This is a genomic window from Sphingobacterium psychroaquaticum (genome assembly GCF_004421025.1).
In the GTDB taxonomy this organism is placed as follows: Bacteria; Bacteroidota; Bacteroidia; order Sphingobacteriales; family Sphingobacteriaceae; genus Sphingobacterium; species Sphingobacterium psychroaquaticum.
On record NZ_CP038029.1, the window covers coordinates 1,457,408 to 1,470,786 of the forward strand.

General features: G+C 41.0%; 11 protein-coding genes. 6 read left to right on the forward strand and 5 right to left on the reverse strand.

Annotated elements, in window-relative coordinates; genetic code table 11:
* Positions 1-4: 4 nt before the first annotated feature.
* The 4 genes from E2P86_RS05990 to ubiE all read right to left on the reverse strand — a co-directional run bounded on the left by E2P86_RS05990 (position 5) and on the right by ubiE (position 2,919).
* Positions 5-454 carry a GatB/YqeY domain-containing protein gene (locus tag E2P86_RS05990; protein ID WP_085472542.1) on the reverse strand — a complete coding sequence of 150 codons (450 nt, stop codon included), beginning with the start codon at positions 452-454 and terminating at the stop codon, positions 5-7.
* A 101-nt stretch (positions 455-555) separates the two neighbouring features.
* Positions 556-1,323, reverse strand: a complete 768-nt coding sequence (locus E2P86_RS05995) for an SDR family NAD(P)-dependent oxidoreductase (RefSeq protein WP_134431541.1) — start codon at positions 1,321-1,323, stop codon at positions 556-558.
* Position 1,324: 1 nt separating this feature from the next.
* Complete coding sequence (locus tag E2P86_RS06000) at positions 1,325-2,182, reverse strand: hypothetical protein (RefSeq protein WP_085472544.1); 858 nt, start codon at positions 2,180-2,182, stop codon at positions 1,325-1,327.
* The gene (ubiE, locus tag E2P86_RS06005; RefSeq protein ID WP_085472545.1) at positions 2,179-2,919 is read right to left on the reverse strand and encodes a bifunctional demethylmenaquinone methyltransferase/2-methoxy-6-polyprenyl-1,4-benzoquinol methylase UbiE; all 741 of its coding nucleotides are present in this window, start codon (positions 2,917-2,919) and stop codon (positions 2,179-2,181) included. Before ubiE ends, E2P86_RS06000 begins: the two co-directional genes overlap by 4 nt.
* A gap of 510 nt (positions 2,920-3,429) precedes the next feature.
* Here ubiE and dnaB point away from each other — a divergent pair.
* From dnaB to E2P86_RS06030, 5 genes are all read left to right on the forward strand, one after another.
* Entirely contained in the window at positions 3,430-5,028 is a 1,599-nt protein-coding gene (dnaB, locus tag E2P86_RS06010) for a replicative DNA helicase (protein ID WP_134431544.1), read from the forward strand.
* Positions 5,029-5,373: 345 nt separating this feature from the next.
* Positions 5,374-7,647 carry an ATP-dependent helicase gene (locus E2P86_RS06015; protein ID WP_085472547.1) on the forward strand — a complete coding sequence of 758 codons (2,274 nt, stop codon included), beginning with the start codon at positions 5,374-5,376 and terminating at the stop codon, positions 7,645-7,647.
* Positions 7,648-7,695: 48 nt separating this feature from the next.
* Positions 7,696-8,430: a DUF4290 domain-containing protein gene (locus E2P86_RS06020; protein WP_085472548.1), complete on the forward strand. Its 735-nt coding sequence runs from the start codon at positions 7,696-7,698 to the stop codon at positions 8,428-8,430.
* 125 nt (positions 8,431-8,555) lie between these two features.
* The gene (gene murA, locus E2P86_RS06025; protein ID WP_134431547.1) at positions 8,556-9,878 is read left to right on the forward strand and encodes a UDP-N-acetylglucosamine 1-carboxyvinyltransferase; all 1,323 of its coding nucleotides are present in this window, start codon (positions 8,556-8,558) and stop codon (positions 9,876-9,878) included.
* Between the two features lie 113 nt (positions 9,879-9,991).
* Positions 9,992-10,624: a YceI family protein gene (locus tag E2P86_RS06030; RefSeq protein ID WP_134431550.1), complete on the forward strand. Its 633-nt coding sequence runs from the start codon at positions 9,992-9,994 to the stop codon at positions 10,622-10,624.
* Between the two features lie 53 nt (positions 10,625-10,677).
* Here the strand turns inward: E2P86_RS06030 and E2P86_RS06035 are convergent, their stop codons facing one another.
* The gene (locus E2P86_RS06035; protein ID WP_085473017.1) at positions 10,678-11,652 is read right to left on the reverse strand and encodes a 2-hydroxyacid dehydrogenase; all 975 of its coding nucleotides are present in this window, start codon (positions 11,650-11,652) and stop codon (positions 10,678-10,680) included.
* A gap of 273 nt (positions 11,653-11,925) precedes the next feature.
* Here E2P86_RS06035 and E2P86_RS06040 point away from each other — a divergent pair, with 273 nt between their 5' ends.
* The gene (locus E2P86_RS06040; protein ID WP_134431553.1) at positions 11,926-13,245 is read left to right on the forward strand and encodes an ammonium transporter; all 1,320 of its coding nucleotides are present in this window, start codon (positions 11,926-11,928) and stop codon (positions 13,243-13,245) included.
* Positions 13,246-13,379: the final 134 nt, after the last annotated feature.

Genomic DNA, 13,379 nt, shown 5'->3' on the forward strand with positions numbered 1-13,379 from the left:
TTTTTTATTTTAATAGGTCTTTAACAACCTCGGAAATTGTTTTTCCATCCGCTTGACCCGCTAGCTTTTGATTTGCTGCCCCCATTACTTTACCCATATCTTTAACCGACGTAGCACCTACTTCGGTGATAATAGCTTTAATAATATCCTCTACCGCTGTACGGTCTAATTGTTTTGGAAGGTAACTTTCAATCACCTCTTGTTCTTCAAATTCAATTTGAAAAAGATCCTCTCGGTTTTGTGCTTTGTAAATCTCACCCGATTCTTTACGTTGCTTAACCAGCTTTTGTAAAACCTTGATTTCGGTGTCTTGTGATAATTCTTCAGTATGTCCTTTTTCAGTCTTAGCCAATAATATAGCCGCTTTAATTGCACGAAGGCCGCGTAGTTTTGCTTGATCTTTGGCGATCATCGCAGCCTTGATATCTTGGTTTATTTTTTCTTCTAACGTCATGGTGTTTTTATTTGTAATTTGTAAAGTCGCTAAGTTTTGTAAAAGTCGCTAAGTCGGAATACAGTAACAGCAGATATTCTGCTATATGCTATGAAAAACTGTTACAGGGTATCGCGCTTGACGATGGTGCCGCTAGCCTGCGCTGTAGGCATAACCAGTAAATCGTTTATATTGACATGCGTCGGTCTGGACAGTACAAAGGAGATAATATCCGCGATATCTTTTCCAGACAAAGGTGTTAGTCCGTTATACACATTCTTTGCCCGCTCTTTGTCTCCTTTGAAGCGTACTTCCGAGAACTCAGTTTCTACCATTCCAGGGTCGATCGATGTGACCTTGATGCCTTTTTCTAGCAGGTCGATACGCATTGCTTTGGTCAATGCGTCTACAGCGTGCTTCGTCGCGCAGTAGACATTCCCACTTGGGTAAACTTCTTTACCGGCAATGGATCCCAGATTAATGATATGCGGATGTGTGCTTTCTTGCATCAATGGAATAGTATGCTTGGTTACATAAAGCAAACCTTTAACATTGGTGTCGATCATACGGTCCCAATCGTCGGGATCTCCATTTTGGATAAGGTCGAGCCCTTGACTAAGTCCAGCGTTGTTGATCAGGATATCAATATCCTTCCAATCGTTAGGCAGGTTTTTTAGTTTTTGGATAATATCGGATTGATCACGCACATCCAGTTCAAAACAAAAGACCTCACAGTCCGGGTTCTGCGCTTGTATACGTTCCTGTAACTCGGTTAGCTTGGATAGCCTTCTGGCACAAAGTAAAAGACGGTATTTTTTCTCACTCGCTAAAACTTCGGCGCATGCAGCACCGATTCCTGAACTTGCGCCGGTGATAAATACGGTTCTCATATTATTGAAATATTAAACTAAATTGAATATTGCGTAGTAATGTTTTGTCGAGCGGAGCCATAAACGCATTTCCTCTCGTCAGTTCGTGTCCATGATCAAGGATGTCGCCAAAACTTTGAATGAATTTAATTTCGGGAGACATCCGAAAGTAGGTGAAGAATATTTCAGCACCAAAACCAACTTCCCAAGAATAGTACCCAGGTTTAAAGATCATATTTTGCGGACGATCCCGTATATCTTCAATCAATAGCATTTTGCTGTAAGATTTTTGAATATCGACCCATCGGGTATAGCGTACGCCGCCTGTAAGGTAGCCACGATAACGGTTGAATTTGTTTGGAAGGGTCTTTTCGTCGGAACGAAATTTAAGATTTAACGGAAACTCGAAGGCATTGAAATTCTCTCCTTTAATATTCGTTGCTACACGGTGTAGCATATTTCGGGTAATCGTAACGTTTATCTCTTCACCTTGGGAATTAATTTGCGTCCCGCTATAGTTTACACCTCCTGTATTCAGAAAGTTGAATGTTGGTTGAAACGTCGTAGAAAGGTTATCCGATAAACGAAGCTCGACCGGAATACTGACCGACATGCCGTGGCTTGGTTTAGCCTGTATCGCACTGAATTCCTCGATTCGCAAATCATTATTTACAGGCACATTTCTAATTCCCATGTTGCCCCAATTTTCTTTCAAGCCTAACCTGTAGGTTGAATTCACATAATTGTACTGCAGTCCTAGAGACAACCATGCATTTTCATCATAAAAAGAAGAAAATGGGAGGGAAATACCCTTTTGCCCTCGTGCAGCAATGCTACAGAGACTCAAGACTAGAATGATGTATACCTGTAACTTTCTCATTTAGTACATTCGTAGATGGTACAGAAACCAAATGTTTGTGGTCGTACGCGAGTCTCTTTAAATCCGACAGAATTTGTAATGGCAGCAAATCGTGCTCCATCAGGGAAATTAGCGACAGACTCTGGCAAGTAGCTGTAGGCGCTTGAATCTTTAGAAATCAGTTTGCCTAGAGCAGGTGTTAGGGTGTGGAAGTGAAAATGATATAATTGCTTTACCGGAAAAGCTGTTGGATTAGAAAGCTCTAATATAATAGCTTTTCCTCCCGGTTTTAGTACACGACGAATATCTGAAAGTCCTTGTGCTAGGTTTTCAAAATTACGGACGCCAAAAGCTACAGTAACGGCATCAAACGTATTGTCTTCAAATTGTAGACGTTCGGAGTCGCCGAGCTGCACTTCGAAACGGCCTTCTAGTCCTTTTTTGTTTATTTTTTGTTGTGCAACATCCAACATACCTTGCGAAATGTCGACGCCAATTATTTTCTTTGGATTTAGTATCCGAAGTGATTCAATGGCAAAATCTCCTGTTCCGGTAGCAACATCTAATATAAGTTGTGGCGCAATACTTTTAAGTGAACGGATTGCTTTTTTACGCCATATGGTGTCTATGCCCATGGTCATCATACGGTTGAGGACATCATACGTTTTGGAAATATTGTTGAACATGTCTGCAACTTGCTCTTTTTTTCCACCTTCTTTACCTTTGTAAGGTTTTATTGCTGAAGTATCATTTGCCATAAGACAAACTTACGTAAAATGCGTTGTATTCACGAATAACTGCGCTAAACTCTTATCTATTTTTCCGTCTATTTTTGTCATCCCGTTTTATACCGAAAAATGGTGTTTGTGACACACCAAAAAAGGTGGATAAATACAATAACTTTTGCCTTGCTGATCATAAGTGTTTGGCAATGAGAAGGTAGGGCTTTAGGAGGCGGTTTTAAGCTTTAGGAGAGGGGTGGACTTTTTTGTTTTCTACAAACAATGTAGTTGTTAACATTTTTATAAATGTCTGTCTTTTAGTGAAATATTTTTGTTTTCCACACGTTTTTAACATAACTTGTGGAAAGAGGTGGTTTTGCGGATGCTCTTGTAATGAGCGCTTTCGCATACTTGTTGGAGCAACGTTTTTGGTATGTTTAGAAATTGTTAAATTGATGCTCATTATTTTTTCTAATTTTGTTATCCCGGTCTGTTTTTTTTAGAAAGAGGATCGGTTGTTGATTTAAACTATTTTAACCCGTAAGAATGGCTTCAGAAACTGATTTTTCGAATAATCCAGGTGGTAAACCCAGCTTTGGAAAGAAACGTGCTAGTCTCCATAATGTGATTGGAGGGTTGGGGAAATTACCACCTCAAGCTTTGGATCTCGAAGAGGCCGTATTGGGCGCGTTGATGCTGGAGAAAAATGCCTTAAGCGAGATTATCGATATCCTGAAGCCGGAATCATTTTACAAAGAAGCGCATCAAAAAATTTACGAGGCTATATTTAACCTGTTTCAACAAACTTCACCGATTGACTTGTTAACGGTCACGGCCGAGTTACGTAAGATGGGAGCCTTAGAAATGGCAGGTGGCGCTTATTATATCACACAGCTTACCGATCGCGTTGTTTCGGCAGCGAATATCGAGTACCATGCTCGTATTATCTCACAAAAGTATATTCAAAGGGAGCTGATTCAGGTTTCTACGGAGATTATAAATAGTTCGTATGATGAGACGGCTGATATTTTTGACCTGCTGGATCATGCGGAGAAGTCACTTTTTGATATTGCGCAGAATAACCTTCGACGTGACTCGCGGAAAATGGATGATATTATGCGGGAGGCAATTTCCAACTTAGAGTTATTGCGCGACCGTACGGATGGTTTAACTGGGGTTCCTTCCGGACTGACGGCGTTAGACCGGATGACTTCAGGATGGCAGCCGTCTGACTTGGTTATTATTGCGGCTCGTCCGGCGATGGGTAAGACGGCTTTCGTATTGTCTGTTGCGCGGAATGCGGCGGTCGATCACAGTAAGCCCGTTGCGGTATTCTCCCTGGAGATGTCGTCGGTGCAATTGGTGAATCGTTTGATTGCTGGGGAAACCGAGATTGAGCAGGAAAAGCTGAAGAAAGGAAATTTAGCGGATCACGAGTGGCAACAATTACACTCACGGATTGGTCGTTTAACGGAGGCGCCATTGATTATCGATGATACCCCGGCTTTAAACGTCTTCGAATTTAGAGCAAAATGTCGACGCTTAAAAGCGCAACATGATATTCAGATGGTTATTGTCGATTACTTGCAGCTAATGCATGGTAAAGCCGAAGGAAAAGGTGGTGGTAACCGGGAGCAGGAGATTGGTAGTATTTCGCGGGCATTGAAGTCGGTAGCTAAGGAGTTGAATATTCCGGTGTTGGCGCTCTCCCAATTGAGTCGTGCGGTAGAATCAAGACCTGGTAACAGTAAACGTCCGATGTTATCCGATTTACGTGAATCGGGATCTATCGAGCAGGATGCTGATATGGTTCTTTTCTTGTACCGTCCGGAATACTATGGTTTAACGGAAGACGAAGAAGGTCGCCCGACAGCCGGTGTAGGGGAGGTTATTATTGCAAAGCACCGTAATGGTGAGACGGGAATAGTGCCGTTGAAATTTGTGGGTAAGTATGTTAAGTTCGTGGATTTAGAAGAGGATTTTGCTGGGGCTGGTGGTGACTCATTCAATAGTCCGGATAGTTTTAGTTCGGCAATGGGACCGTCAGATTCCTTTGGCGGTAGCTTTGGTGGCGGTTTTGATGGCGGTGGTGGTATTACGATGCCTTCACGCATGAACGATATGCCAGATGACGCTCCTTTTTAAGAAAGGGTTAGGCTTCTCGCGGTAGCTCCGTTTGTCTTAAAATATAGCGCCGATGCGCGCCTACCTACCGCAGGCAGGCGCGCATCGGCGGGTTTTAATAAAGCACTTGGGCGCACTTCGGTAGGCTCAATGTGACTTGTCAGCTCTGTGTCGCACTCGTAGGAAACCACTACAACCCCTTCTTTTTCGCTAGGAAAAACCAGTTTTTTTTAGTAAATTTACAACTGTTTGGGTATTACCTGTATTGGTGCTTAAAAGGTGCTGATTACCGCTCAACAAGAACGTGTCGGAAGGTTATTATGCCTGGGGAGATACGCATATTCAAAAATATTTTAGGAGAAAGATTTGGATTATTTAGCTGGATTAAATCCCTCTCAACGGGGGGCTGTAGAACAGATAAAAGGACCGGTAATGATTGTTGCCGGTGCCGGTTCGGGAAAGACACGCGTTATTACATATCGGGTTGCTCACTTGATACGTCAGGGAGTTGACCCATTCAATATATTGGTACTTACCTTTACGAATAAAGCGGCTAAAGAAATGCGGGAACGTATTATGAAAGTCGTAGGGCAGGAAGCTAAGAATATTTGGATGGGGACTTTTCACTCTGTTTTTGCACGTATCCTACGGGTGGAGGCGGAATTGATCGGTTATCCTAAAAACTTTACCATCTACGATACTGACGATTCCAAAAGCTTGCTGCGTGCGATCATTAAGGAGATGAACTTAGATGATAAGCTGTATAATGTAAACCATGTCTACGGTCGTATTTCATCTGCTAAGAATAATTTGATATCGCCACAAGAATACAATAAAAATGAAGCCATCATGGCTGAAGATATTGCCAATGGTCGGGGGCAGATCGGTCAACTTTATATGACCTATGCGCAGCGATGTTACCGCGCCGGGGCAATGGATTTTGATGACTTGCTTTTCAAGACCAATGTGCTTCTTAATAAGCATCCTGATGTGCTTCATAAATATCAGCACCAGTTTAAGTATCTGATGGTGGATGAGTATCAGGATACCAACTTTTCACAGTACCTGATCGTGAAACGCTTAGCGGCTGTCAGTGAGAATATATGTGTGGTAGGGGATGATGCGCAGAGTATCTATGCCTTCCGGGGTGCTAACATTCAGAATATCCTTAATTTTCAAAAGGATTATCCGGATGTTAAAGTTTTTAAATTGGAACAAAACTATCGGTCCACAAAAATGATTGTCAATGCGGCAAATAGTGTGATCGAAAAGAATAAAAATCAGTTAGAGAAGAATGTATTCTCAGATAACGAAGAAGGGGAGAAGATTAAGGTTGCTCGTGCTTTTTCAGATAATGAGGAAGGGAAGATCGTTGCTGAGGCTATCGCACAAGAGAAGTCCTTAAAAGGATTACAATATAAAGATTTTGCAATCTTGTATCGTACCAATGCGCAGTCACGTGCTATGGAGGAGGCTTTGCGTAAAATTGGTATTCCGTATAAGTTATATGGTGGTACTTCGTTCTATCAGCGTAAAGAGATTAAGGATTTGATCGCTTACTTCCGATTGACATTCAACCCGAATGATGAGGAAGCCTTGAAGCGTGTAATCAATTATCCGCGTCGAGGTATAGGCGATACAACCATTGAAAAGATTATGGTCACGGCAGATCAGCGTCAATTTCGCTTGTGGGATGTGGTGGTTAATGCACAGATGTTCTTGGACGGTCGAAGTGCAACAGCGGTTGGGAATTTTGGTCTCATGATCCAAAGTTTTCAAGCTTTAGCAAAGACTGGTTCTGCATTTGATGTCGCTATGCATATCGCGCAGCACTGTGGGATTCTGAAGGATTTGTATGAAGATAAATCGGTCGAAGGATTAAGTCGGTACGAGAATATTCAGGAATTACTGAACGGTATCAAGGAGTTTTCGGAACGAGAGGATATCGCTGAAAAAGGCTTGGATATTTTTATGCAGGATATTGCCTTGTTGACAAATGACGACAATGATAAGGATCCAAATGCGGATACTGTTTCGTTAATGACGATTCACTCCTCGAAGGGACTGGAATATCCTGTTGTGTTTATTGTTGGCTTGGAGGAAAATCTATTTCCTTCTCAACTGGCGCTTAATTCGCGTTCAGAGCTGGAAGAAGAGCGGCGTTTATTTTATGTTGCCGTTACCCGTGCAGAGAAGAAGTTACATTTATCATATGCCACCTCGCGGTACCGCTGGGGCACATTGAACAACTGCGAGCCGAGTCGTTTTTTGGATGAGTTAGATCCATCTTGCTTAGCGCTTGATTTTCAGCCTCGATCACCCATGACGTCCATGGATGGAGGTTTTCAGGGAGAACGTATGGCTTGGAAACAAAAGGATCAAGATACATTTACCAAGCCTAAGCCAAAGGTGATGAAGACGACTTCTATCTTACCAAAGGCACACGTACCAACCGAAGGCTTTAGTCCATCAGATACGACAGGTTTACAAGTTGGTATGGAAGTTGAGCATGAACGATTTGGTTTTGGGAAGGTCGTTAACCTGGAAGGAAATAAACAAGATATAAAAGCAACTATTTTCTTCAAAGAGTTGGGGCAGAAACAATTGTTGCTTAAATTTGCAAAACTTAGGATAGTTTAAAGAATAAAAAAAGAATTGCATCGTTTTTACGATATCTAAATAATTTATATGGAATTCGATTACAATAGTACAAGACCAAAATTAATTTTGGCTGAATATGGAAGAAATGTGCAGAATATGGTTGACTATATCTGTACGCTTCCAACCAAAGAAGAGCGTAATAGATATGCACAAGTTGTAATCGATATGATGGGGGTTTTGAATCCGCATTTAAGAGATGTTTCTGATTTTAAGCATAAGCTATGGGATCATTTACATATCATTTCTGATTTTAAAATTGATGTAGATTCACCTTACCCAGTGCCTACACGCGATGAAATTCAGCATAAACCTGACTTGTTAGACTACCCACAGCATAGAATTCGTTTTAAGCACTACGGTTTTACCGTAGAGCGAATGATTGAAAAAGCCAAGTTGATGCCGACGGTTGAGGCAAAGCAGAAGATGGCGATCTCCATCGCTAATTTCATGAAAATGGCCTATATGACGTGGAACAAGGATAGTGTGCAGGACGATCATATTATTCATGACCTAACAGAACTTTCTGGGGGCGAATTACAGTTACCAGCGGATACGGTGCTTACCAAAGTGGATTTCAAGACACCTCCTCCAGGAAGCCGTGTGAAAACGCAGGGTACAAATACCAATCAAAAAAGTAACAACAATAACAACTCGGGACACGGTCAAAGTAATAGCAACTATAAGAAACAGTATTCTGGTGGTGGCAGCGGCGGCGGCGGCAAGAAAAACTTTGTACCGAAAAAGGGTGGTTTTAAACGTTAGTTTAAAACATAGTTAATATATGGAGGGCAATTGAGAGGCGGTTTCGTTTTCCAATTGCTCTTCGTGTTTCAAAAATTAGGGCAGTATCAATTACGTTAAGTAGAAAAAAAGTATTAAATCAAAATATGAATGCATTTGAAATTATTGGAGGGAAGAAATTAAAAGGTGAGATTGTGCCTCAAGGGGCAAAAAACGAAGCCTTACAGATTTTGTCAGCTGTACTTCTTACCGAGGAGAAAGTGACGATAAGCAATATTCCCGATATTAAAGATGTGAATAAGCTTATTGACTTACTAGCGGCTTTAGGTGTTAAGGTTTCCCGTGTCAATAAAGATACGTATGAGTTCGAGGCGAAAGATATCAATATAGATTATTTTCAATCCGAAGAATTCAAACAAAAAGGAGGAAGCTTACGTGGGTCGATTATGATTGTGGGTCCGCTACTAGCACGTTTTGGGAAAGCTGCGATACCTAAGCCAGGAGGCGATAAAATAGGTCGTAGAAGATTGGATACACACTTCTTGGGCTTTGAAAAATTAGGTGCTAAGTTTGTTTACGATGCGGAAAACAACTTTTTCAATGTCGATGCGACGGAGTTGAAAGGGACATATATCTTGATGGATGAAGCATCCGTAACTGGAACGGCCAATATTGTTATGGCTGCTGTGTTAGCAAAAGGTACAACGACTATCTATAATGCAGCTTGTGAACCTTATTTGCAGCAGTTGTGTAAAATGTTGAACCGTATGGGCGCCAATATTTCCGGTATTGGATCGAACTTGTTGACGATTGAAGGTGTAGAGCGCTTGGGTGGTACGACACATCGGATGTTGCCCGATATGATTGAGATTGGTTCTTTTATTGGATTGGCAGCGATGACAGGATCCGAGATTACGATTAAAGATGTTTGTTTTAAGGAGCTCGGGATTATTCCAACAGTTTTTGCAAAGCTGGGTATTCAATTCGAACTCCGTGGAGATGATATCTTTATTCCTGCACAGGAGTCGTATGAGATTGATACATTTATTGATGGTTCCATCTTAACGGTATCTGACGCCCCATGGCCTGGATTTACACCGGATTTGTTAAGTATTGTTTTGGTGACGGCAATTCAGGCAAAAGGAAATGTACTTATTCATCAAAAGATGTTTGAAAGCCGTTTGTTTTTTGTCGATAAATTGATCGATATGGGAGCGCAAATTATCTTATGTGATCCACACAGAGCAACTGTGATTGGCTTGAAGAATCAGACTAAGTTACGTGGTATTGAGATGACTTCTCCTGATATTCGTGCTGGGGTATCGTTGTTGATCGCTGCATTGTCGGCGCAAGGTAAATCTGTGATTTATAACATTGAGCAGATTGAACGCGGGTATCAAGATATTGAGGAGCGATTGAAAGCCTTGGGAGCAGATATCCGACGGGTCGATGCGCAACCGGCACACTAACTCGTTTGTCTTTTTAGTGTTAAAATATAAAACGTAAATAGTATTTACTATAAACTATATTATTTTTGCAAAAGAATACGTTGTAACATATAATAAAAAAACAAAACAACAACATGAAAAAAATCGCATTATTAGCCATTGCTGCCTCGGTTGTATTAGCATCGTGTGCAGGTAATCCAGAAGGAAAGAAAGCCGAAACTACAGATTCAGTAGAAACTACAGCTCCAGCTGTAGAAGGTGTAGCGTATACTGTTGATGCTGCTGCATCTAAAGTAGAGTGGACAGGAACAAAAGTAACAGGTGCACACCATGGTGTTATTAATATCACTTCAGGTAGCCTAACAACGGATGCCGGAAAAATTATCGGTGGATCTTTTGTGCTTGATATGAATACAATTAGTTCGACTGATCTTGAAGGTGAATGGAAAGAGAAGTTAGATGGTCACTTAAAAAATGAAGATTTCTTTGATGTAGCAAAATTCCCTGAAGCAAAATTCGATATTACAAGTATTGCGGCAGGTGCTGCGGCTGACGATGTTAAAGTTTCAGGTAACTTGACGATTAAAGGTGTGAGTAAAAACATCTCTTTCGACGCTAAAGTGTTAGAACTTACTGATGCGGTTGTTAAGGTTAATGCAGACTTTAATATTGCACGCGAGGATTGGGGGGTAAGCTATTCAGGTAAGGAAGATGATTTGATCTCTAAAGAGATTAACTTCAAAGTTTCTCTTACAGCGAAAAAATAAACAAGCAAAGCTTGATAAAAAAAGGGTCGGTTTTCTAAACCGACCCTTTTTATTTAACCATACACTTCTGGATTTAAAATCTGTGGCATCGCAACGTCGTTACGGACAGCGACTAGGTTGCTAGCCGCTAAGAGAGCCATCTGTGTGCGCGTTTCGATAGTGGCAGAGCCAATATGAGGTAATACACAGACATTCGGCATCTTTAATAACGGATTTGTTGGTAACATAGGTTCCGGGTCTGTTACGTCAAGGCCTGCACCCCAGATTTCGCCATCTTCTAAGGCGCGTGTTAGTTCTGCTTCTTGGTGTATCTTTCCACGTGCTGTATTGATAAAAATCGCCGACTTTTTCATGCGCTTAAATGCATCAGCATTAAATATATGCGTCGTTTCCGGACTCAGGAAGCTATGGGCTGATATCACGTCGCTTTGTGTTAGTAGATCATCAAAGTTCACGTACTGCGCAGAAACTGCTTTTTCTGCCGCTTCATTTCGGCTACGGTTGTGGTAGATAATATTCATGTTGTAGGCACCTTTCGCTTTTTTAGCCATTTCAATACCTATTCTGCCCATACCGAAGATACCTAATGTCTTTCCATTGAGCTCTATTCCCAGGTCTTTCATGAATTCGAAATCTCTCCACTCGCCGTCCTTCACCTGTTGGGCGCGATAGAATGCTTTTCTAGATACTGCAAGCATCAACAAAAAGGCTGTATCTGCCGTTGCTCCGCTTAACACATCGGGTGTATTGCTAACTGCAATACCATGTTTTGTCGCTTCGGGTAATGAAATATGATCGTAACCAACGCTGGCTAGCGCAATACCTTTCAGATGTTGACAGGCGGATATGAAGTCAGCATCGAGATCTGCATGTCCAACATTGAGTAAAAGATCTGCATTCTGACAAGCAGCGATGAGCTCGGCTTTTGTCAGTAGCTTGTTTTCGGTATTAACGATTACTTCTAATCCTTCTTTTTTAAGATATGTAATACCTTCTTCGGGTATATTTCTAGATATAAATACTCTCATTTTAATTTTTTTGCTCGATTCTGATGATTCTTTCATGCTAAAATAAAGAAAATTGATGGTATTGTTGTTTTTTTGCCTTGAAACGTCATTGTGTACGTATTTTAATGTTTGTTTGGTTGTATTTTATGTTTGTTTTTATTGTTTTTGTAATTTTTGTTCATTTTTAATGTATTGTTTTTGGTTTATTTGTGTTTTTGTTGTTTATTTTTTAAAATAAAAATTGTTTTTATTTTAAAAAATACACTATAATTGTGTTATAAAATCATATAAAATATGTCAACACATCAAAAAAAATCTATTTTTCCGTTTGTTTTAATGGTTGTATTGGTAATTGTGGCTTTTTTTTATCCTTCTTTACCTCATAATACGAATGAGTATGTTTATAACTCGGCAGATATTGCCTGGATGTTGTCTTCTACAGCGTTGGTTTTGATAATGACGCCTGGTTTGGCATATTTTTATGGAGGTATGGTAAAAAAGAAGAATGTTATTTCAACAATGCTTCAAAGTTTCATCTGTATGGCCGTCATTGCGGTATTGTGGGTGGTCTTTGGTTTCAGTTTGGTGTTTGGGAAGTCTCTGGGGGGGATTGTCGGTGATCCACGAACCTTTTTTATGTTTAATCATGTGTTGGATCATGCGCCTTGGGATGGAGCGCCTACTATTCCTTTTACACTCTTTGCGATGTATCAGTTGAAATTTGCCATTATTACTCCCGCCCTCATTACCGGAGCATTTGCGGAGCGGATTCGTTTTACTTCTTATATCTTGTTTATCTGTCTGTTTTTTGTTTTTATTTATGCCCCTCTGGCTCATGCTACATGGCATCCGGATGGGATTCTCTTTAAGATGGGGGTTTTAGATTTTGCCGGTGGTACTGTTGTGCATATGTCTGCAGGATTAACAGCATTGGCATCCGCTATATACTTGAAACAAGGTAAACAATTTAAAGAGCATACACCGGCACGCATTACTTATGTCTTACTCGGGACAGGTATGCTTTGGTTCGGTTGGTTTGGTTTTAATGCGGGTTCGGCTTTTGGTGCATCACAACTGGCTGCAACAGCATTGGCGACGACCACGGCTGCTTCGGGTGCCGCAGCACTGATGTTCATTCTGTTTGATGCTGCACGTGGAAAGAAGCCATCGGCGATGGGGACCTGCATAGGTGTCGTTATTGGATTGGTTGCAATTACGCCAGCGGCAGGCTTTGTTTCCGTGCCTCACTCCATTGTGATCGGTGCTGTAGCTGCTATTATAAGCTCTTTATTAATAGAATGGCGTACAAAATCTAACCTAGATGATACCTTGGATGTATTTCCTAGTCATGGCGTCGGTGGAATGGTTGGTATGGTGCTTACCGGCGTTTTTGCACATTCTTCAATCAATAGTGCGGTGGAAACAAATGGACTTTATTACGGGGAAAGTTCATTGTTTCTCGCCCACATAATTGGCCTGATCGGAGCTACGGTTTTTATTCTAGTGATGGCTTTTGTACTCCTCAAGGCAACGGATATGATTACACCACTGCGCGTTAGTGAGCTAGAAGAGGAGGAAGGTTTGGATCTTTCACAACATGGAGAACGGTTATAAAAGTATTACTTTCCAAACCAAATTATGATAGAGCCACTTTCGAGTGGCTTTTTTTTCTACCATACTCAATTATAATTGCTTATAAAAGCATTTTTATCTAAGTTTGCAAATTAGAAATATTGGATAAAAACATG